Origin of the sequence: Paraburkholderia sp. Tr-20389 (assembly GCF_017104565.1) — a bacterium.
Lineage (GTDB): Bacteria > Pseudomonadota > Gammaproteobacteria > Burkholderiales > Burkholderiaceae > Paraburkholderia.
Genome location: NZ_JAAGPD010000015.1, coordinates 1 through 20,635, shown reverse-complemented (window position 1 = coordinate 20,635; position 20,635 = coordinate 1). Strand labels below are relative to the sequence as shown.

15 protein-coding genes and 2 pseudogenes are annotated in these 20,635 nt (G+C 66.1%); 10 read left to right on the top strand and 7 right to left on the bottom strand.

Annotation, left to right across the window (positions count from 1 at the left end):
• The first annotated feature begins 160 nt into the window (after window positions 1–160).
• Genes recC through recD form a run of 3 tightly spaced genes read left to right on the top strand, consistent with a single transcriptional unit; the run spans window position 161 to window position 9,269 of the window.
• The gene (recC, locus tag G3N95_RS16645; RefSeq protein ID WP_205971183.1) at window positions 161–3,526 is read left to right on the top strand and encodes an exodeoxyribonuclease V subunit gamma; all 3,366 of its coding nucleotides are present in this window, start codon (window positions 161–163) and stop codon (window positions 3,524–3,526) included.
• Window positions 3,523–7,248, top strand: coding sequence for an exodeoxyribonuclease V subunit beta (recB, locus tag G3N95_RS16640; protein ID WP_205971182.1), 3,726 nt, complete (start codon window positions 3,523–3,525; stop codon window positions 7,246–7,248). The genes recC and recB overlap by 4 nt, the downstream gene beginning before the upstream one ends.
• A complete protein-coding gene (recD, locus tag G3N95_RS16635) occupies window positions 7,245–9,269 on the top strand; it encodes an exodeoxyribonuclease V subunit alpha (protein ID WP_205971181.1) in 2,025 nt (674 codons plus the stop codon). The genes recB and recD overlap by 4 nt, the downstream gene beginning before the upstream one ends.
• On the opposite strand, the gene G3N95_RS16630 is transcribed toward recD, so the two are convergent.
• Window positions 9,266–9,925: a VC0807 family protein gene (locus G3N95_RS16630; protein ID WP_205971324.1), complete on the bottom strand. Its 660-nt coding sequence runs from the start codon at window positions 9,923–9,925 to the stop codon at window positions 9,266–9,268. The genes recD and G3N95_RS16630 overlap by 4 nt on opposite strands.
• Before the next feature lie 177 nt (window positions 9,926–10,102).
• Here G3N95_RS16630 and arfB point away from each other — a divergent pair, with 177 nt between their 5' ends.
• Window positions 10,103–10,510, top strand: a complete 408-nt coding sequence (arfB, locus tag G3N95_RS16625) for an alternative ribosome rescue aminoacyl-tRNA hydrolase ArfB (RefSeq protein ID WP_205971180.1) — start codon at window positions 10,103–10,105, stop codon at window positions 10,508–10,510.
• 20 nt (window positions 10,511–10,530) lie between these two features.
• Here arfB and G3N95_RS16620 read toward each other — a convergent pair whose 3' ends face one another.
• Window positions 10,531–11,805: an EAL domain-containing protein gene (locus G3N95_RS16620; RefSeq protein WP_205971179.1), complete on the bottom strand. Its 1,275-nt coding sequence runs from the start codon at window positions 11,803–11,805 to the stop codon at window positions 10,531–10,533.
• 328 nt (window positions 11,806–12,133) lie between these two features.
• Here G3N95_RS16620 and G3N95_RS16615 point away from each other — a divergent pair, with 328 nt between their 5' ends.
• Window positions 12,134–12,424: a putative quinol monooxygenase gene (locus tag G3N95_RS16615; protein ID WP_205971178.1), complete on the top strand. Its 291-nt coding sequence runs from the start codon at window positions 12,134–12,136 to the stop codon at window positions 12,422–12,424.
• Window positions 12,425–12,521: 97 nt separating this feature from the next.
• On the opposite strand, the gene G3N95_RS16610 is transcribed toward G3N95_RS16615, so the two are convergent.
• The 3 genes from G3N95_RS16610 to G3N95_RS16600 all read right to left on the bottom strand — a co-directional run bounded on the left by G3N95_RS16610 (window position 12,522) and on the right by G3N95_RS16600 (window position 14,270).
• On the bottom strand, window positions 12,522–12,779 hold the full coding sequence (locus G3N95_RS16610; protein ID WP_012401134.1) for a hypothetical protein: 258 nt from the start codon (window positions 12,777–12,779) through the stop codon (window positions 12,522–12,524).
• A gap of 209 nt (window positions 12,780–12,988) precedes the next feature.
• A complete protein-coding gene (locus tag G3N95_RS16605; RefSeq protein ID WP_205971177.1) occupies window positions 12,989–13,225 on the bottom strand; it encodes a hypothetical protein in 237 nt (78 codons plus the stop codon).
• Window positions 13,226–13,583: 358 nt separating this feature from the next.
• Window positions 13,584–14,270, bottom strand: a complete 687-nt coding sequence (locus tag G3N95_RS16600; protein ID WP_205971176.1) for a YdcF family protein — start codon at window positions 14,268–14,270, stop codon at window positions 13,584–13,586.
• A 294-nt stretch (window positions 14,271–14,564) separates the two neighbouring features.
• Between G3N95_RS16600 and G3N95_RS16595 the strand changes: the two genes are divergently transcribed.
• Complete coding sequence (locus G3N95_RS16595) at window positions 14,565–14,879, top strand: hypothetical protein (RefSeq protein ID WP_205971175.1); 315 nt, start codon at window positions 14,565–14,567, stop codon at window positions 14,877–14,879.
• A gap of 318 nt (window positions 14,880–15,197) precedes the next feature.
• Here G3N95_RS16595 and G3N95_RS16590 read toward each other — a convergent pair whose 3' ends face one another.
• Together G3N95_RS16590 and G3N95_RS16585 are read right to left on the bottom strand one after the other, a co-directional pair.
• Window positions 15,198–15,467: a hypothetical protein gene (locus tag G3N95_RS16590; protein ID WP_205971174.1), complete on the bottom strand. Its 270-nt coding sequence runs from the start codon at window positions 15,465–15,467 to the stop codon at window positions 15,198–15,200.
• Window positions 15,468–15,856: 389 nt separating this feature from the next.
• Window positions 15,857–16,243 (bottom strand): annotated as a pseudogene (locus G3N95_RS16585) (transposase); the annotation flags it as partial.
• Between the two features lie 419 nt (window positions 16,244–16,662).
• On the opposite strand from G3N95_RS16585, the gene G3N95_RS16580 reads away from it, so the two are divergent.
• From G3N95_RS16580 to G3N95_RS16565, 4 genes and pseudogenes are all read left to right on the top strand, one after another.
• Window positions 16,663–17,565: a LysR family transcriptional regulator gene (locus G3N95_RS16580; RefSeq protein ID WP_205971173.1), complete on the top strand. Its 903-nt coding sequence runs from the start codon at window positions 16,663–16,665 to the stop codon at window positions 17,563–17,565.
• 96 nt (window positions 17,566–17,661) lie between these two features.
• On the top strand, window positions 17,662–18,894 hold the full coding sequence (locus G3N95_RS16575; protein ID WP_205971172.1) for a pyridoxal phosphate-dependent aminotransferase: 1,233 nt from the start codon (window positions 17,662–17,664) through the stop codon (window positions 18,892–18,894).
• Between the two features lie 313 nt (window positions 18,895–19,207).
• Window positions 19,208–20,257, top strand: coding sequence for an SMC-Scp complex subunit ScpB (scpB, locus tag G3N95_RS16570; RefSeq protein WP_205971171.1), 1,050 nt, complete (start codon window positions 19,208–19,210; stop codon window positions 20,255–20,257).
• Window positions 20,258–20,317: 60 nt separating this feature from the next.
• A pseudogene (locus tag G3N95_RS16565) lies at window positions 20,318–20,635 on the top strand (23S rRNA pseudouridylate synthase B); the annotation flags it as partial.

The window sequence follows — 20,635 nt, the reverse complement described above, 5'->3', positions numbered from 1 at the left end:
GTTCATGCCTCGAACTGCCGTCGAGTCTAACTGATTTGCCCCTATGCGGACCATCTGCCGGATGGCCAGGGTGCGTGACGGCGAACGCGTTTGCTATGCTGTCGCATCGAATTTCCGCACGGCCCGCGCGCAAGCGCGGCGCCGCCTGAACGCGCGATCCATGCTCCAGATTGTCTATTCGAACCGGTACGACGTGCTCGTCGGCGCGCTGCTCGACGGGCTCGGGCAGACGCCTTCCAGTCCGTGGACGGCGCAACCTGTGATCGTGCCGAGCGCGGCCGTGCGGCGGCGCCTCGAACTCGATATCGCCGCGCGCCAGGGCGTGTGCGCGAACATCCACTTCGGCTATCTCGCGCAATGGCTGTGGGCGCAGATCGGCGGCGTGATCGACGTGCCGCCGCGTTCGCCGTTCGCGCCGGACCGGCTGGTGTGGCGCTGCTACCGTCTGCTCGGCGACGCGGACGAAGCGCGTCCGTGGAACGCTTCGCCGCGTCTGCGCAGCTACCTCGACGCCGCCGATCCGCCGATGCGCTACGAACTCGCGCGTCGCGTCGCGACGGTACTCGACCACTATCTGACCTATCGTCCCGAATGGCTGTTGCAATGGCAGAAGGGCGGTTCGATCTTCGCGAGCGGCGCGGTCGGCGACACGGGCCCGCGTCTGACGGGCGCGAGCGCCGCCGAGCGCGAAGACGAGCGCTGGCAGGGCGCGCTGTGGCGCACGCTGCTCGGCGAAGTCGCGGGTAGCGCGCATGCGTCGGACGCGGCCACGCCGCCCGCCTATCGCTTTCTCGACGAAGTGCGATCGTTCGATCTCGACACGATCGCGCGCGCCGAATGGCCCGAGTCGGTGAGCGTGTTCGCGCTGCCGACCATGCCGCCTTTGCACATCGCGTTGCTGCGCGAGCTGTCGCGCTGGATCGACGTGCGTCTGTACGCGATGAATCCGTGCCGCGAATTCTGGTTCGATATCGTCAGCGCAGGGCGCGTCGAAGCGCTCGATGCGGCGGGCCAGCTCGACTATCAGGAAGTCGGTCATCCGCTGCTCGCCGAATGGGGCCGGCAGACGCAGGCGCAGCTGCACATGCTGCACGAACTGACGGAAAGCGCGGCGTCGGCCGAGGCCTCGTATTTCGCCGGGAACGCCGCGCCGAGCTGGCTCGCGGCCGTGCAGAACGCGATGCTCGATCTGCGCGACGAGCGCGATCTCGGCACGCCGCCCGACGAACGCGGCATCGAAGTGCATGTCTGCCATAGCCTCGCGCGTCAGCTCGAAGTGCTGCACGATCGCCTGCTCGGCTGGTTCGACGAGTTCGACGATCTGCAGCCCGCCGATGTGCTCGTCACGCTACCCGATCTCGGCGCGGCCGGCCCGCTGATCGATGCCGTGTTCGGCACGTCGCCGGCGGGCGACACGCGCCGCATTCCATACCGGATCACGGGCTTGCCGCCTTCGCAGGCGAACCCCGTGGCGCGCGTGCTGCTCGACTGGCTCGCGCTGCCCGAGCGCAATGTCGGCGCGCCGGAGCTGATCGAATGGCTGCGAGTCGATGCCATCGCCGCCCGCTATGGCATCGACGCAGCGGCGCTCGAAGACGTGCAGGCATGGCTCGCGGCAGCGGGCGCGCGACGTGGTCTCACACCGGCGCCCGCCGCCGACAGCGCGGTTCCCGTCGCGCGCCACACATTCGCCGACGCGCTCACGCGGCTCTTTCTCGGCTACGCGATGCCCGAAGGCGGCGCGCCCGTGGATGCGTGGCTGCCCGTCGAGGGCGCGGATGGATCGGATGCGGAACTGCTCGGCCGGCTCGCGAGTTTCGTCGACGACGTCGATGCGTTCGCGCGGCGCTGCGCGGACGACTTGTCGCCCGTCGAGTGGACACAGCTGTTGCTCGAAGTGCTGGGCCGCTGTTTCGACGGCGGCGTCGACTTCGCGGACAGCCTTGCCACCGTGCGCGATGCCGTCGACACGATGAGCGAAGCGATGCGCGCGGGCGCTGAGCACCTGCCGATGCCGGCGGCCGTGGTGCGTACGGCGCTCGCCGAAGCACTCGACGATCCCGCGCGCGGCGGCGTGCCGTGGGGCAGCGTCACGTTCTCGTCGCTGACCAGCTTGCGCGGTTTGCCGTTTAGAGTGGTGTGCATGCTCGGCATGGACGACGGTGTGTTGCCGAGCCTCGCGCGTGCCGACGAGTTCGATCTGATGGCCGGCTTTGGCAAGGCGGGCGATCGTCAGCGGCGCGACGACGAACGCAATCTGTTTCTGGACCTGCTGCTGGCCGCGCAAGATCGGCTGTTGATCGCTTACACGGGGCGCAGCATTCGCGACAACGCGCCGTTGCCGCCCGCCGCGCTCGTCGACGAACTGCTCGATCATCTGGCGCGCGTGTCGTCGGCGGAAGACGCGTCGCCTGCCGAACTCGACGCCGCGCGACGCGCATTCATCGTCGAGCATCCGTTGCAGCCGTTCGCGTCCGACTACTTCAACCCGAAAAGCGCATTGTTCAGTTACGACGCCGACCGTGCCGAGCTTGCCGCGTTGCTTGCCGAACCGTCGAGTGCGCCGGTCGCGCCGTTCTTCGCCGCGCCGCTGCCCGCCGAGCCGGACGAACCCGTCGCCTTCGACGACTTCCAGCGCTTCTGGCGGCATCCCGCGCGCGCGTTGCTGCGTGACCGGCTCGGTATCGTACTGTCCGATGCGCAGGGCGAACTGCTCGACATGGAGCCGTTCGAACTCGACTACGCGAGCCGCGATGCGCTGGCCGAGCGACTGCTCCCCGCGCTGCTCGACACCGGTTTCGACAGCGAAGCGCTCGAACGCGTGCGCCGCGTCGCCGAAGCCAGCCCCGAGATGCCGGGCGGCGCGACGGGCGCGGTGTGGCGCACACGCGAACTCTCGGCGCTGCGCGGGCTTGCGGATCGCGTGCGGCGCGAAGTGGCGTCGGGCGTCACGCGCCTGCCGTTCACGCTCGATATCGATGCACGCTGGCCCGACACGGGCGATGTCGCGCTGTTCGGCCGCTACGACGACGTACTGCGCGAGAGGTCGGAAGGTCCATTGCAATTGCAGGGCACGCTCAATCTGTTGACGCCGACAGGGCAGGTGGTGTTCCGTTACGCGAAGCCGACCGCACGCGACTATCTGTCCGCATGGCTGTCGCATCTCGTCTATTGCGCGGCGCTGCCGGACGGCCCGCGCCGCACCGTATGGCACGCAAGCGGAGAGTCGTTCGAACTCACGGCCGTCGAGCGTCCGTTCGAGCAACTCGCCACGCTTGCCGCGCTGTTCCGCGCCGGGCGCGCATTGCCGCTGCGCTTCTTCCCGAAGAGCGCATGGACGAAGATCAGCGACAGCGACTCCGCTGCGCAGGGCGCATGGATGAGCGACCGCGTGCGCGGCGAATCCGACGACGCGGCGCTGCGCATCGCGTATCGCGGTGCGTCGCTGACGCTCGACGAACCGTTCGGCACGTTGGCGGTGGTGGTCTTCAAGCCGCTCGTCGCGCATCTGAGGAGCGCGTCATGAGCGGCGCACGATGGATGCAGGCTCCCGCCGCGCAGGAACTCGATGTGTTCGCGTGCGATCTCGACGGCGTCAACCAGATCGAAGCGTCGGCGGGAACCGGTAAGACCTGGAACATTTGCGCGCTCTATGTGCGGCTGTTGCTGGAGAAGAATCTGAGCGCCGATCAGATTCTCGTCGTGACGTTTACGAAAGCCGCGACGGCCGAGTTGCATGAACGCATTCGCGGGCGTCTCGCCGAAGTGCAGCGCGCGATCGAAACGGGCGACGACGGCAACGATCCGTTCATCATCCGGCTGTTCGAGACGACGCTTTCCGAGAAGCGCGGCGTCGATCTCGAAGCGGCCGCGAAAACCGTGCGGCGCGCATTGCGGACCTTCGATCAGGCGGCGATTCACACGATCCACGCGTTCTGTCAGCGCGCGTTGCAGGAGGCGCCGTTCGCGGCCGCGATGCCGTTCGCGTTCGAGATGGAAGCGGACGATGCCGCGTTGCGCTTCGAACTGGCCGCCGATTTCTGGCGCGAACAGGTCGAACCCGTTGCCGCACGGCATCCGTCGTTCGCGGCGTGGCTGGTCGAAAAGCGCGCGGGGCCGGCGTCGCTGGACGCACAGCTTGCACGGCGCCTGAAAAAGCCGCTCGCGCAGTTGCGCTGGGGCGAGGTCGGTGAAATAGAAGGCGCTGCGGGGACCGACATGCAGACGCGCTTCGACGCGGCGTGCGAGATGTGGCGCGCCGAACGCGACGACATCGTGCGCCTGCTCGAAGCGGCGCAGGAGGGCTTGAGCAAACTGTCGCACAAGCCCGAACTGGTGAGCGCCGCGATCGAAGCGTGGAGCGATTATTTCGCCCAGGACGACTGCCATGCGCCGCCGCCGAAGGCCGCGCTGAAGCTGACGGCAGCCGCGTTGACGAAGGGCACGAAGAAGAATTTCGAGCCGCCCGCGCATCCGTTCTTCATCATCGCGGACGAACTCGCCGCAGCCTCGCTCGCGGCTGAGGCAGCGCAGCGCGCGCGCTGGCTCGGCCTCGTCCAGGCCTGGCTCGACTATGCGCCGTATGAATTGACGGCAAGAAAGCGCACGCGCCGCGTCGTGTCGTTCGACGATCTGCTGTCGAACCTGCATCATGCGCTCGCGACGCATGTGTGGCTCGCGGATGCGCTGCGCGCGCGCTATCCCGCTGCGCTGATCGACGAGTTCCAGGACACCGACCCGCTGCAGTTCGCGATCTTCAACCGCATCTTTGCGCCGAAGGGACCGCTCTTTCTGGTCGGCGATCCCAAACAGGCGATCTACAGTTTTCGCGCGGCGGATCTGCATACCTATCTCGCCGCGCGTGCGAAGGCCTCGGCGCGCTACACGCTCGCGGTCAATCAGCGTTCGACGGCGCCCATCGTCGAAGCATGCAACCGCTTTTTCGAAGCGAATCAGAAGGCGTTCGTGCTTGAAGGGCTCGACTATCAGCCGGTGCGGGCAGGCGAGCGGCAACGGCCGCCGCTCATCGACAGGGATGGCGCGGCCGGCGGCGATTTCCGCGCATGGATGCTGCCGCACGGCGACGCGGCGCTGATCAAACGCGACGCACAGCGCGCGGCCAGCGAGGCTTGCGCGGCGGAGATCGTGCGGCTGTTGCGCGGCGCGCGCGAGGGCCGCGTCATGCTCGGCGACAAGCCGCTCGCGCCCGGCAATATCGCCGTGCTCGTGCAGACGCACAAGCAGGGCAGCCTGATCAAGCGCGTGTTGTCCGCGTGGGGCGTGGGCAGCGTCGAGCTTGCGCAGGCGTCGGTGTTCGAATCGCTCGATGCCGAGCAGATCGAGCGCGTGCTGGCCGCCGTCGATACACCCGGCGACTTGCGCCGTCTGCGTGCGGCGCTCGCCTCTGACTGGTTCGGTCTCGACGCGGCATCGCTGTGGCGGCTCGAACACGACGACGCGTCGACGCCTGCCGCAGGCGAGGTCACGCAGACCGTCGATGCGATGAGTTGGGTCGAGCGTTTTTCGCGTTACAGGATGCTGTGGCACGAGCGCGGCTTCGCCGTCATGTGGCGCACGCTGATGCGCGAACTGCAGGTCGCCCAGCGGATCGTCGCGGGCGCCGAGGGCGAGCGGCGGCTCACCAATGTCAACCATCTCGCCGAACTCGTGCAGGCACGCGCCGCGTCGCAGCCTGGCATCGCGCCGACGCTGCGCTGGCTCGCGGCGCAGCGCGAAGGCGCTGGCGGCGGCGAAGAGGCGCAGTTGCGGCTCGAATCGGACCGCAATCTCGTGCAGATCGTCACCGTGCACAAGTCGAAGGGACTCGAGTATGCCGTCGTGTTCTGTCCGTTTCTCAACGACGGCAGCATGCGCGAGCCGCATCCGTCGGGCTTGCCCGATGCACGCGAATATCACGACGACGGCGGCGCGGCCGTGCTGCACTACGGCTGCGACGAAGAGCAGGCGGATCTCGCAAGCAGGCAGGCCACACGCGAACAGGCAGCCGAGCGCGCGCGGCTGATCTACGTCGCGCTGACACGCGCCGTGTATCGCTGCTACGTCGCGGCGGGCACCTATCTGTCGGCGCGATCGACGAAGGAGTCGGCGCGCAGCGTGCTGAACTGGCTGGTCGCGGGCCGTGCGCGCGACTTCGACGAGTGGCTGGCGAAGCCGCTCGAAGAAGGCGCGATCTATGGGCATTGGCAGGCGCTCGCAGGCGGGCCGGTGGCGGTCGCCGCTTTGCCATCCGTCGTGCGTCGTGAGCCGCTGGAACGCGTCACCGATAGCGGTGTGCGACTGCGCGCCCGCGCGAACCGGCGGTCACTGCGCGACGCGTGGCGCATGACGAGCTTCAGTTCGCTGATCGCGGCGGGATCGCGGGCCGACGAAGCGTCGGCGTCCAATGCGGTGAATGAAGAAGCGCGTCCCGATCACGACGAACTGGCCAACATATTGTCGGCACCGAATGCGCCCGTGTTCGATATGGCGATTGCGCCCGTCGAACTTGCCGCCGACGACATCCTCTCGTTTCCGCGCGGCCCGGCGGCGGGCGAGTGTCTGCACCGCATGTTCGAACTTGCGGATTTTTCCGATCCCGGCACATGGCCTGAAGCGATCAGACAGGCTCTGCGTGACAGGCCCGCGCCCGCCGAGCCCGAACTCGCGCAACGTCTGCCCGCGATGATGCAGCGCCTGCTCGCCGATATCGTGAGCACCGAACTCGTGCCCGGCATGACGCTCGCGGCACTCGACCCGAAGCGCCGGCTCAACGAACTGGAGTTTCTGTTTTCGGCGGCATCGCTCGACTTTCCCGCGTTGCGCGCGCTGCTCGTCGCGCACGGCTACCCCGATGTCGCGCTGGAGCCGGGCGCGCTGCGCGGTTTCGTCAAAGGGTTCATCGACATGATCGTCGAGCATCAGGGACGTTTCTGGGTCGTCGACTGGAAGTCGAATCATCTCGGCGATACGCGCGGCAGTTACGCCGCCGCGCCGCTCGACGAAGCGATGACGAACCACGCGTATCACCTTCAGGCGCTGCTCTATACCGTCGCGCTGCATCGCTATCTACGTTTGCGGCTGCCTGGTTACGAGTACGAGAAGCACATCGGCGGCTATCTGTATCTGTTCGTGCGCGGGGTGCGTCCCGAGTGGCGCGACGACACCCATGTCGCGGGCGTGCATGTCCGCCGGCCCGACCACGGGCTCGTCGTCGCGCTCGATGCTTTGATGAACGGAGGCACGTCGTGAGCACGTTCGATCAGCCGTTGCCCGACGTCGAGGTCAATGTTCCCGCACCCGCTGACTTCAGTACGGCGCTCGCGGAAGGTTTCGCACGGCGGGTGAGTGCGCTTGCGCTGCGCGGCGGTGCGTCCGAAGACGCCGTGCGCTGGGCCGCGCGCGCCGCGTTCGCTGCGAGCCGCGCGACATCCGAAGGACATGTGTGCGTGCCGCTCGACGATCTCGCGCAACGTTACGAAGCCGAGGTCGCGCATGTGCGCCGCGCGTTGCTCGCGAGCGGCATCGCCAGCGACGGTATGCAGCCGGCTTACGCGCTGCGGCCGCTGGTCGTCGACGGGCAAGGGCGGCTCTATCTCGCGCGTTACTACGACTACGAGCGCCGGCTCGCGCAGTCCCTCGTCGAGCACGCGCGCGGCGCGCATCAGGATGCCGTGTCGGCCGGCATGTCGTCGTCGCAAGGTCTGCGCGAAAGGCTGCTGCGCTATTTCGGCCCGCCGCAGGACGAGCAGATCGACTGGCAGCGCGTGGCGGCCGTGATGGCGTTGTCGGGGCGGCTGACGATCGTCAGCGGCGGGCCGGGCACGGGTAAGACGACCACGGTGGTCGGCGTGCTCGCGTGCCTGCTGGACGCGCGCGCGGACCTGCGAGTCGCGCTCGCCGCGCCGACGGGCAAAGCGGCGCAGCGGATGCAGGAGGCGCTGCTCGCGCGCGCCGGGTCGTTGCCGCCCGACCTCGCCGCGCGTCTGCCGCAGACATCGTTCACCTTGCACCGGCTGCTGGGCACCGGGCCGAACGGGCGCTTCCGCCATCATCGCGACAATCCGTTGCCGTACGACGTGATCGTGATCGACGAGGCGTCGATGATCGACGTCGCGTTGGCGACGCATCTGTTCGATGCGCTCGCTCGCGACACCCATCTCGTGATGCTCGGCGACAAGGATCAACTCGCCGCCGTCGAAGCGGGCGCGGTGTTCGGCGAGCTGAGCGCGCAGCCCGCGTTCACGGCAAAGGGCGTCGGTTCGATCGCGGCCGCGTTGGGGATCCACGAACGCGCGTTGCGCGATGGATTACCCACCACCGCCACCGATCACGATGCGCGTTCGGACGAAGCGGAACCTTCGTTCGACGATCTGTTCAGCATGTCCACTGACGCGCCATCGCCATCGAAGCAGGCACGGGCCGCGCCGCTCGCGGATTGTGTCGTGTGGCTGGAGCGCAATTACCGCTTCGGACTCGAATCGGCGATCGGCCGTCTGTCGCTCGCGATCCGGCGCGGCGCGGCGCAAGAAGCGCTCGACGTGATGGACATCGATCCCGCCGAGCCTTGCGCGGCTGGGTTTCACGAAGACGTCGACGCCACGCCTTCCGATCAAACGATTCACCGGCTCGCCGCCGGCTTCGGCGCGTATGCGGACGCGCTGGCTGCGGCGCTCGCCGACAGTCCGGCAAACGTTGTGTCGCACGCGCCCGCGCTCTTCGACGCGCTCAATCGCTTTCGCATCCTGTGTGCGACGCGTCTCGGCGCACGCGGCGTCGATCAGATGAACACGGCGATGGCCGCGCAGGTGCGCCGTGCTGCGCGTGTGCCGCTCGCGATCGGCGCGCAATGGTTCGCCGGCCGCCCGATCATGGTGACGCGCAACGACTATGCGCTGGGCCTGTTCAATGGCGATATCGGCATCGCGCTGCCGGGCGCGGACGGCGCGTTGCGCGTCTGTTTCCGTGGTGCCGACGGCGGCTTGCGCGCCGTGTCGCCCGCCGCGCTGCCCCCGCACGACACTGCGTTCGCGCTCACCGTCCACAAGTCGCAAGGCTCGGAGTTCGATCATGCCGTGCTGATGCTGCCGTCCACGTTCAGCCGCGTGTTGTCGCGCGAGCTGGTCTATACGGCTGTCACGCGGGCGCGCGAGCGGGTCGAAGTGGTCGGCTCGCGTGCGGTGCTGATGCGCGCGATCGCGACGCCGACACAGCGCGATTCGGGACTCGCGGCGCGGATCGCGGAGGCCGCGGAAGCGGAGGATGGGTGCTAATTGGCTGCCGTGCCGCGCGGCGGTTCCGTTTCGGAATCGGTCTGCTGCTGCGCGAGATCGCGCAGCGTGCGCCGGTACCAGAGCGTCCAGACCATCAACCCGCCGAAGATGCCGTAGCCGACGAAAGGCGACACCACCAGCACGCGTTCGATCGGCCAGTGCCACGCCATCCAGCCGCGCAGTGCGGTTTCGCTCGCGAGGCCGATGCCCCAGGTGGCCGTCAGCACCCGCAGCCCGCGAGCGAATGCGGGACGCTCGCGCCACAGCATGTCGATATGCGCGGCGCCGTTCGTCATTTCGCGGGCGACGAATGCACGCGTCAGATAAAAGACGGCAGGGCGCCCGCGCAGCAACGACAACAGGAACGCGATGCCGATCGCGCCCGACACCAGCGACTCGCGGAACAGCAGCATGCGCGGATCGCCGCCGAGCGCCATTGCGCCGATCGACAGCACGATGCCGAGCAGCACCGTCAGGCTGAGCGCGTCGGCACGCCTGAAGCGCACCAGTTCGACGATGCTCCACACGACGGGCGGCACGGCGGACGCAATGAGTCCGCCCGTTTCGCCCCAGTACGGCAGCGCGAGGCGATAGGCAACCCAGGGCAACGCGAGGTTGACGACGAGTTCGAGCACCTGCGCTGCGCGCATCTTCATCACGATGGTTGCCCTCGGGCTGAAAGTCTCAGTATCGGCGAGATCGGCGGGGAACGGCAAATGAGCCGCGCGTGGCTCCGGCCACTTGAAGCACCGGCGGCCGCCCGCATCTCGTATGCCTTTCATCCAAGACGGCGTACCCGGTTACACTTGCCGTTCCTCGCATGAACCTTCGACATGACTTCACGCTATCCGATCCCGCCGAACGAAATCGAACTGACGGCCGTGCGCGCGCAGGGCGCGGGCGGACAGAACGTCAACAAGGTGTCGAGTGCGATTCATCTGCGCTTCGATGTGCGCGCGTCGTCGTTGCCCGAGGTGCTCAAGATGCGACTGCTCGCGATGAGCGACCATCGGATCACGCGTGACGGCATCGTCATCATCAAGGCGCAGGAATACCGGACTCAGGACATGAACCGCGAGGCGGCGCTGGCGCGGCTCGATGCGCTGATCGACAGCGTCAGCGTGACCCGCAAGGCGCGCGTAGCGACACGCCCCACGCGCGCATCGAAAGAACGGCGGCTCGAAAGCAAGGCGAAGCGCAGCGACGTGAAGTCGGGGCGGCAGCGCGTCGATCACGACTAGCGCCGCCCATCCACGGTGCGTCACACGGGACTGGCGTTGCGCACCTCAGGCAGGAAATCGACGCAAAACACATGCGTCTGGCCGTTGCGCTCGACGGTTACGGCGGCTGTGTAGCAATCCTGGCCGTCCATCAGCGAACAGTGCGGTCCCATCATCGCGACGCGTCCGGGCGCGGCGAGCGCGTGCTTGAAATACGCGCGCCGCGACCAGTTGTTGCGCGTGTCGGGAAAGAGCGGCGCGAGGCGGGCGGGCGGCGGCGGCGTGCCGCGTGCGGTGATCGACGGCTCCAGCTGTTCGCCGCGATCGTTCAGCACGAACACGCGGCGCGCGTCGGGCACGATGAAGACGGGCTTCGCAGCTTCTTCGAGATCGCCCGTCTGCAGGTAGAGCGACGCGCCCGCGAGCACGGCTTCCGTGAAACCCTCGAAGCCCGGCCGCTGATAACGCGAATGCGTGCGTTCGTAGCTGTCGAAACGTTGCCACATCTGTTCGATCAGCTCGGGCACGCGCGCGCTGGCCGCCTGGATCGAACCTTTCGGCTGGCCGAACCAGTAACCCTGGATGAAATCGACGTCGGCCTGCATCAACGTCATCAGCTCGTCTTCCGTTTCGACACCTTCCGCCAGCACCAGCGTGCCCGACTGATGCAGCATGTTGATCAGATGACCGATCAGCGAATTGTCGTTGTCCTGGCGGCCCGCGCGCGCCACCAGCGAGCGGTCGAGCTTCACGATGTCCGGCCGGAAGCGCCACACGCGGTCGAAGTTCGAGAAGCCGGTGCCGAAGTCGTCGATGGCGATCAGGAACTCGCGCGGCTGCGATGCGGCGAGCATGCTGGCGACGGCCGATTCGTCGTCGGCCGGCTGCTCGAGCACTTCGATCACGATGCGTTCCTGCGGCAGTCCGAAATGCTCCGACAGTTCGTCGATGAACGGGCGCTGCGGCCAGCCCGTTTCGAACACCTGCGGACGCGTGTTCAGGAACAGCCATCCCGTTTCGATGCCTTGCGCCATGAAGTTCGCCACATGCAGACAGCGCGCGAGACGATCGAGCGCGCGCGCATCGGCTGTCGAGCGGGTGCCCGAGAACAGCACGGCGGGCGAGATGGGATGACCGACAGGATCGAAAGCGCGCAGCAGCGCTTCGTAGCCGACCACGCGCTGGTGCGTCACGGAGACGACCGGCTGGAAAACGCTGCGCAACGTAATGGTTCGCCACGGCGCAGCCCATCCGGCCTCGTCCTGCACCATGTGCTGCAGAAGGCCGGTGAGCGTCGTATCGTCGACGTTAGGCATGACGGCAGATTGTCCTATGCAGCGTGCGGCGCTCGCCCGGATGCGGCGACATGCCGGCGGCAGGCATGTCCAGCATCGGCGCAATGGAGGTCGGGCCCGAAGGCGATCGGATCGATGCCGTTCGCGCGCGACTCCGCTCGGTGGTGCAACTCGTCTTGCAGCTCAGTTCATCGAAATCAGTCTAGCAGTTCGTATGCTATTCGAATGTTCGGGTAATCACAGACCGCGCCAAGAGTCTGCGCAGTTATGACTGGATGTTGGCGAAGATTGGCGATGCGGTGATGGCAGTGGCGCTATGCTGCTGGTTTTCGAAAAAACGGAGTGTGACGTGTCGGAAATCGCGGTGGTGGCAATCTCGGTAGCGAAGCCGGGACATGAAGAGCAGTTGCGTGTGGCGCTGGAGGGGCTCATCGGGCCGACGCGCAAGGAGCGCGGCGCGTTGCAGTACGACTTGCATCGCGACCTGCACGAGCCGCGCCGTTTCGTATTCTTCGAGCGTTGGGAAAGCGAGGAGGCGTTGGCGGCGCATGCGAAATCCGCGCATCTCGAGGCGTACGTGAAGGCGTCCGCCGACTGGGTCGAGGCCGCGGAGATACGCGTCGTATCGAAGATCGCGTAGCGCGCAGAGCAGCAGCCTCGCGGGAGCGCTGCTACAGAAACAGAAAGGCCCGGCACTGTGGCGGCCGGGCCCGGATAACGCGCGTGAACTGCAGCAGTTAGTGCGTCGCTTGCGGCACGTCGAGGATCAGGATGATGGTCCAGTCGGCCTCGCCGTCGTGATGATACTGGCGTTCGGCGACGATGAACGGCTGCTGCTTGCCGGCCGGTCCGAGAAACAGCACGTCGCCTTCCATCGGCAGGCATTCGACGGGCGGCAGCGCAAGGAATGCATCCTGATTGCCGCGCGGCATGAGTTTTTCGATCTTGCGGGATGCTGCTTCAGTCCATTCGATGTCCAGCTGGATGTTGCTCATTCTGTCCTCCGCACCAGGGGCGCACGGGTTGGGGTGGATTCGTCGGTGCGCGACTTTAGCATAACGTCGATGGGCATCCTGCGAGATGCCGCCCGGCCATCCTTCGTATTGATTTCCCACTGGCGCCAACAAAAAAGCCGAGGCCGCGTTGAACGGCTTCGGCTTGTTCGTCGTGTCCGCACCGGGGGTGCGGTGCTCGTGCAGCCTGCTTACTGTGCCGGCGCGGCGGGCTTCTTGTGGTGCATGCCCTTGTTATGCTTCATCGGTGCGGGCGGCGGTGCACTTTCCATTGCCTGCTGCCGGTTCTGCAGATCTTGCGCGCGTTGCTCGACGTCGGCGGCCTTGGCCGGGTCGGTGCTCATTCTCACGCCTTGATCCTGCTGCGCGTATGCCGCGCCCGTCAGTGCCGAAAGGGAAACCAGGATTGCCAGGGACACTTTCTTCATCGTTGCCTCCGTAGAGAGTGGTTATGGACCCGAGTATGGCCTGTCCAATGGAACGACAGTGCATTCTAGCCAGCAATGTTCAGTCCAGCGCGCGTTCTGTAACAGAATTCACAGATAGTTACGTCTGGTTACATACGTGCATGGCTGCTACGAAGCGGCGCCGCAGAAGCCATCGCGCATCGCACCTATTGTGCTGCGCTTCGGCGCGCGTGTCGCGACAAGTCATATTTTCCCGCTTTCGCATGACGCGCAGTTGTCCGCAATTGTCGTGTCGCGTGCTTCGATGCAGGTGCCGATGAAGACACGGCAATGTCGAATCCGTCGGAGAGCTAAGCAACTTGCGAAGTGTGCCGCGCGATCAGAACCAGCCGATCTGCCGATAGACATGAAACTGCGCGATACCGACGAGTTCGTGGAGCGCGATCTCCGCATTGAAGAAATTTTCCCGGCGCGGCAGCACGCCGCGTTTCGCGTGCCGCGTATTCGACACGACGGGCAGCGGGTTCATCCCGAAGCGGTGGAAGTTCAGCAGCGCGCGCGGCATCTGATAGGCAGAAGTGACGAGCATCAACGAACCGTAATATCCGTCCGGCAGAATGGCAGCGACGTTGCGCGCGTTTTCGTACGTCGTCAGGCTGCGGTTCTCGAGAATGATGTCGCCGCGCGGTACTTCTTCGCGCAGCAGGTAGGGCAGGTAGGTGTCGGCTTCCGTCGCCTCGTGCTCCTGCGGGTTGCCGCCGCTGACGATCACGTGACACACGGGGCTGACCTGCTTGCACCGTGCGTAGAGATCGGCGCTCATCGCGATGCGGGCGATCGCGTCCCTCGGCGGGACCAGCTTGCCGTCGCGGTGCACCGTCCCCGTGCCGAGCAGCACGATGGCCGTATGGGCCGCGTAGGTTGCGGGAGCAACCGTTTGTCCGCTGGGCGGCGCGCCGCGCTGGGCGAGATCGAGTAAAGGCTGGGCGAGCCAGCCTGCGCCGACCGCCCAGAAAACCGCGATGGTCGTCGTGCCGATCAGCGTGCGGGCGTTGCGCAGCAGCATGAAAGCTGCAAAAAAAAGCAGCAATAAAGTTAAGAGAATCAATTTTATTGGGGTAACGTATGGTATTCGGACATTTCCGCGAGCGGATCATCGCGCCACCAAGGGCGCATCGCCGCCAGCTGGAAGCAGAACGCTAGCACGGCGTTCACACGGGGGCCGAAATAAACGGCGGCCAATGTCAGCATTGGCGGAAAACGCGTGAAATTTGCGTGCCGTCCGCCACGCGCGTGTCAGCAGACGCGCCATTGTGTCGCGAACAAATAAGTCATGGCTGCACTTTAAGAAAGAAGTGAGATGACCGCTTATTCCAACGAAGCAGTACTTGAGGCGCTACGACGGGCGCAATACCGTCAGGTGCCATGGGCGAAGCGCCCAGGCGTTTTCGAATTTCTGCGTTCGCTTGGCATGATGGACACCGTTCGTCAACGGACGGTCGCTCCCGCGCCGGGTTTCCATGCTCCTGTGGACATCGCGGTGCTGACCGAACGCGGCCGCGCTGAGTTCGCGCGGCTCTCGCGCGACGAGCGCTCCCTCGACTGGGACGCGCGCCGCATGCTTCACTACGTGTTCTCCGGCGCAGTCGCCGGAGAGCGGGCCGCTGCCGTCTAGGCGCGGGCTCTTGCAGGACGCGCGCACGCGAGGACAGTGTTGCGCGCGACAACGCGTCGCCCAAGGCGCGTCGAGGGCGTTTCGCCGCCAATTCCCGGGTTTTACATTTCCTTTATGCCGTCGCCCAGGCTAGGGGCGTTGCGTAGTCCGGACGAAAAAAAAGCCCGTATCGCGAGGATACGGGCATACCGGAATTACTTCTGCCACGCTGTGCTTAATGGCATTGGTGAGACTGCCGACATGCGAGCTGGTTCCCGATATCGCACATCTTCGTTGACATCGTCGCGCGGCACCTGTCTCTGGCGATGTTCGATGCGTTCAATGCGCGTCCGGCCCCCGTCGCGGGGAGGCGTCTTCACGCTGCCCGTCGGGACGCGCGCGCACGTTGCTCGCGATGTCGCCGCGCAGATCGCCGCGCGGCGTGGGCGGCGTGAAACTCTGATTGCGCGTTTCAGCTTGCTGCCAGGCTTGCAGTGTGGCCGGTTGTTCCGGCCTCCAGTTCCAGCCTTGCGGGCGCTGTTGCGCGGTTGCAGTTGCGGCGAGCAATGAAACGACCAAGCCGCACACATGCAGTGACATTGGCCTCATGATCGGTTCCCGACAAGCCGGGCGGGACGGGCTTGTTTGCATACTCGTACGGTATGCCGCATTGCGAAAGCATGCTGTAAATAAAAGTAAATGGATGTTTCGCCCCGTCACGGCAGCTATGCAGAAGGGATGAGGGCGTGTGGACGGGAGGATAGGGCACAGCGACGGACGTGCTCACGCCGGCCGGGACCGGCGATGCCGATGTCCGTAACAGACGGAAAACAGAAGGGTTGCCGCGCAGTCGGCGTACACGGTCGACGCCATCGTGCCTGAGAAGGAACGACGCGAATGTACGCCGAGGGAGAACGGGGTCGGGCGTTGCCAGCCTTAGAAACGCGCCGGGCGCCCTGAGGCGCCCGGAAGCGTAGATTGCATGATCAGGCCATCTTGACGGGCGCGCGCCACGATTCCGGATTGGTCCAGAACGCGCCGCGCAGACGGTCGCGGCTCGGCGGTGCCGGCGGTTTGGCCGCCGTTGCGCCGATGCGTCCGCGCAGCGAAATCTCGCGGCCGCTTGTGCCCAGCCGCTTGACTATTTCAGCCAGCGTGCCGTCGGCCTGCCATTCGTCGAAACGACGACGGCACGTCGGCGGCGACGGATAGCGGCCCGGAAGCTTGGACCAGCCCTCGCCCGTCGACAAAACCCACAACACGGCGTTGACTACCGCGCGAGCTTCGACGCGTGGTCGACCACGGCGTTCGCTCCGTGCCGGCTCTGCACAGAACAACGCTTCCACCAGCGCCCACTCGTTGTCTCTCAAATCGTCGAACACCATCATGTTTCACCTCAGCGAAGCTAACTCCGGTGCGCTGCCCCGCGCTGCGCACTCTTCATGCGCCCGAATCCGTTTCGGGCGCCGGCGGAGAGCCGGCCTATGCCGTGTCGAACCGTTTTCACCTGGTCCGGATTGGCGCCGACTCTTGTGCCAAGGGAAATGCACGAAGCGTGCCATCTTTCACTTAACCGCCTCGAAGCCCCGCCGTATCAAGCCGTTACGGGCGTTAGCCTGGCCCGTATGAGAATCCAAAAAACGCATCACGCAAATCGGGACAATCACCAATCTTGTGCAATCAGGCCCGCCCCGCGTGCGTTTGCGCCTTTTTGCTGCGTCGCAGCGAAGTTGTCGAAACGGTGCGCAAAAGCGTTGCGGGATATAAAATCTGCATCAAACAACATCATTCATGAGGGGAAAAGATGAATGTGACGCTGCGCCAACTGCGTGTTTTCATCGAAGTGGCAAGGCTGCAGAGCTTCAGCCGCGCGGGCAGCGAAATCGGCCTGACGCAGTCGGCCGTCAGCCGCTGCGTGCGTGAACTGGAGGCGGAGATTGGCCTGAAGCTGATCGACCGGACGACGCGCGAAGTCCAGCTGACGGACGTCGGCGGCAATCTGGTCGCGAGCGTGTCGCGGCTTCTCGGCGATCTCGACGACGCGCTGCGCGAGATCCGCGAAATCGGCGAGCAGCGGCGCGGGCGCGTGATGGTGGCGGCGAGCCCGACCATCGCGTGCCGGCTGATGCCGAATATCGTCGCGGCGTGCGGCCAGCAATTCCCGTACATCGCGCTCGGGCTGCGCGACGACGTGCAGAGCGATGTCGTACGCAAGGTGAAGTCGGGTGAGGTCGACTTCGGGGTCGTGATCGGCCCGCTCTCTGCAGACGATCTGTTCACCGAGCCGCTGATGACCGACTCGTTCTGCCTCGTGTCGCGCGACGACCATCCGCTCGCGGCGCGCGCGGAGATCGCGTGGCGCGAGCTGGACGGCGAGCGCCTCGTGATGCTCGATCAGGCGTCGGGCAGCCGGCCGATCATCGACGCCGCGCTGGAACAGCACGGCGTGAGCGCCCATGTCGTGCAGGAACTCGGTCATCCGTCGACGGTGTTTGGACTGGTGCAGGCGGGTGTCGGCGTGAGCGTGCTGCCATGGCTGGCGTTGCCGCTGCCGGCGGGGTCGTCGCTGGTCGCGCGTCCGCTCGTGCCGCGTGCCGAGCGCACGGTCGAGCTGGTGCGGCGGCGTGACCGCTCGCTGTCGCCGGCCGCCGATGCCGTCTGGAACCTGATCCATCAGGTGCCGGGTCGGACCGAGGATCTGCGCTGATCTCGCCGGTGCGTTCATGCCTGTGCACGGTTCGCGCCGCGCGCAATGGGCGAGACGTTACACTCGCATTTTTCGACAGACCCGCCCGGACCCTCGATGCGCGACACGGACTTGCCCCAGTCTCCGATGCCTGACACCCCATTTCATATGAAGCCGGATGCCCGCGACGCCGTGCGCTCGCTGCGGCCCTCGCAAATCCGCGAAGTGGCGAACGCCGGCTTCGGCGTGCCGGATGTGCTGCCGTTCTGGTTCGGCGAATCCGACCGCGTGACGCCGCCGTTCATCCGCGACGCCGCGAGCGCGGCGCTTGCCTCGGGCGCGACGTTCTATACGCATAACCTCGGCATCGCGCCGCTGCGCGAGACGCTGGCAAAGTACGTGAGCGCGCTGCACGGACCGACGTCCGCCGAGCACGTCGCCGTGACGAGTGCGGGCGTCAACGCGTTGATGCTGGCGGCGCAGCTCGTCGTCGGCGCGGGCGATCGTGTGATCGCGGTAACGCCGCTGTGGCCGAATCTCGTCGAGATTCCGAAGATTCTCGGCGCGCACGTCGATACCGTGTCGCTCGTTTATGGTGCAAACGGCTGGCAGCTCAATCTGGATCGGCTGCTCGCCGCGCTGACGCCGGATACGAAGCTGCTGATGATCAACTCGCCGAACAACCCGACCGGCTGGGTGATGACCCGCGACGAGCAGCGCGCCGTGCTCGAACATTGCCGGCGGCACGGCATCTGGATCGTCGCGGACGAAGTCTACGAACGCCTCTATTACGCGGGCGAGGCGGGTGAAACCGCGCCGTCGTTCCTGGATCTCGCCGCGCGCGACGAGCGCGTGATCTGCGTCAATTCGTTCTCGAAGGCCTGGCTGATGACGGGCTGGCGTCTAGGCTGGATCGTCGCGCCGGCTGCGCTGATGGACGATCTCGGCAAGCTCGTTGAATACAACACGTCCTGTTCGCCGGCATTCGTGCAGCAGGCCGGCATCGCGGCGATCGAGCAGGGCGCGGCGTTCACGCGCGACCTGGTCGGCGATCTGCGGGCGTCGCGCGATCATCTGGTGCAGGCGCTGTCGGCCGTGCCCGGTGTCGACGTGAAGGCGCCGCCGGGCGCGATGTATGTGTTCTTCTCGTTGCCGGGCGCGTCGCGCAGTCTCGAACTGTGCAAGGCGCTGGTGCGCGACGCACGGCTCGGGCTGGCGCCCGGCAGCGCGTTCGGGCCGGAGGGCGAGGGCTTCGTGCGCTGGTGCTACGCGTGCGATCCGGCGAGGCTCGATGCCGGCGTCGAACGGCTGCGAGCCTGGCTCGAGCAGCAAGGCGCCGCGCACGGCTAGCGCGACATCCGCGGCGCGCCCGGAACACGCGGCGCGCCGGTGCGTTATGCAGGGCAGGAAATATCGATTAAGGTGCAGTCGGGTTTTCGTCTTTACGCACCGATTGTTTTTGCGTAATATGGCAGCCAGTCACGCGGTTCCCTCGCGGAATTTCGCTGCTCCGTCGTCCGGCTGGGTTTGGCTCGATGCCTTTTTCGCCTCCCCCCGGTGCGTGCTCCCATCAATATGACCGATCAGAATCGGGCGAGCGCGTCTTCAGTTCCACATCGTCTGTTTGATCCGGTTCTTTGACCACAGGGTCTGACCTAGCTGCATGAATACCCAAGAGGCGAAGATCGTCCTCGAGACTGCCTTGATCTGCGCGCAGGAGCCGTTGAAGATCGGTGATTTGCGTAAGCTCTTTGCCGACGGCGTATCGGCGGATACCGTCCGCACGTTGCTTGAAGACCTGAAGCAGGATTGGTCCGGACGCGGTGTCGAACTCGTCGGACTGGCGTCCGGCTGGCGTTTCCAGAGCAAGCCCGCGATGCGCACGTATCTCGATCGTCTGCATCCCGAGAAGCCGCCGAAGTATTCGCGCGCGGTGCTCGAGACGCTCGCGATCATCGCGTACCGGCAACCTGTCACGCGCGGCGACATCGAAGAAATTCGCGGGGTGACCGTGAATACGCAGGTCGTGAAACAGCTCGAAGACCGTGGCTGGATCGAAGTAATCGGACATCGCGACGTGCCGGGCCGTCCGGCGCTGTACGCGACCACGCGTTCGTTCCTCGACGACCTCGGCCTGAAGTCGCTCGAAGACCTGCCGCCGCTCGACGATCCGTCGGCGCAGTCGAACATGGATCTGCTCGCACAGCACGCGATCGAGTTTTCGGACGCGGCGGCGACGGAAGTCGAAGGCCTCGTTGCCGAAGCGGGCGAGGGTGCCGACGAAGGCATGGCTCATGCTGCATCGGATAGTGAGGCATCGCCCGACGCGGCGGCAGACGAGGTCCAGACGCGCGGCGAAACGCAGTTGCCTTCGCAGGCGGATGAGCACGCAGACGAAGCGCCGGCGCCCGCGCCCGAGCATGCCGAAGCCGGCATCGAGCGCGAGGAAACGTTGGCCCAAACCGAACACCGCATCGCCGATGAGGCGACGCATGAAACGGAAACGGCTCAAGAAGCCGGTTCCGGCGCGCAGTCCGAAGACGAACACGAAGACACGCGCAAATCGCATAACGAGACCGGGCACGCGGCTCACGCCAACCCGGCCGGAACAGACGAGAGTCAAGCGGTGCACGACGATCATCACGATCGCCGCGACACCGCTCAGGACGCGGGCGAATTCTCCGACGACGAAGCCGAGTCGCGCAGCGCCTGACGTAACCGTATTTTTTGACGCGCCCGCAATGGGCGCGCGACCTGACATTTTGAGGTTGTTTTGACAGACATCCACGACACCGATTCGTCCGAATCCGAGCGCGCCGTCGCTGCTGCGCGCCCCGACGAAACGCGCAACGCGAAAGCGTCGGCGGGCGATACCGAACGATCCGGGCAAGGACCGGACGCCGAGGGCGACGAGCGCCCGCGCCGCGGCTTGCGCCGTGGTCCGCGTAGCCTGATCGCGCGTCGCCGCGCGGGGGCGAAGGCGAAGACGGCCGATGCCGACGCTACGCAACCGGCTCCCGCCGTGACGGAAGCGCCGCCCGACGGCGACGTCGTCGCGCCTGGGACCGGAAGAGCGGCGCGCAGGGACAGA

Bases quoted from the DNA above. Each gene is read 5' to 3' on its own strand.
- scpB (WP_205971171.1), top strand. From the start codon at position 19,208: ATGAATACCCAAGAGGCGAAGATCGTCCTCGAGACTGCCTTGATCTGC.
- G3N95_RS16595 (WP_205971175.1), top strand. From the start codon at position 14,565: ATGACCGCTTATTCCAACGAAGCAGTACTTGAGGCGCTACGACGGGCG.
- recB (WP_205971182.1), top strand. From the start codon at position 3,523: ATGAGCGGCGCACGATGGATGCAGGCTCCCGCCGCGCAGGAACTCGAT.
- G3N95_RS16620 (WP_205971179.1), bottom strand. From the start codon at position 11,805: ATGCCTAACGTCGACGATACGACGCTCACCGGCCTTCTGCAGCACATG.
- recC (WP_205971183.1), top strand. From the start codon at position 161: ATGCTCCAGATTGTCTATTCGAACCGGTACGACGTGCTCGTCGGCGCG.
- G3N95_RS16600 (WP_205971176.1), bottom strand. From the start codon at position 14,270: ATGCTGCTGCGCAACGCCCGCACGCTGATCGGCACGACGACCATCGCG.
- G3N95_RS16605 (WP_205971177.1), bottom strand. From the start codon at position 13,225: ATGAAGAAAGTGTCCCTGGCAATCCTGGTTTCCCTTTCGGCACTGACG.
- G3N95_RS16630 (WP_205971324.1), bottom strand. From the start codon at position 9,925: ATGAAGATGCGCGCAGCGCAGGTGCTCGAACTCGTCGTCAACCTCGCG.
- G3N95_RS16580 (WP_205971173.1), top strand. From the start codon at position 16,663: ATGAATGTGACGCTGCGCCAACTGCGTGTTTTCATCGAAGTGGCAAGG.
- arfB (WP_205971180.1), top strand. From the start codon at position 10,103: ATGACTTCACGCTATCCGATCCCGCCGAACGAAATCGAACTGACGGCC.
- G3N95_RS16590 (WP_205971174.1), bottom strand. From the start codon at position 15,467: ATGAGGCCAATGTCACTGCATGTGTGCGGCTTGGTCGTTTCATTGCTC.
- G3N95_RS16610 (WP_012401134.1), bottom strand. From the start codon at position 12,779: ATGAGCAACATCCAGCTGGACATCGAATGGACTGAAGCAGCATCCCGC.
- G3N95_RS16575 (WP_205971172.1), top strand. From the start codon at position 17,662: ATGCGCGACACGGACTTGCCCCAGTCTCCGATGCCTGACACCCCATTT.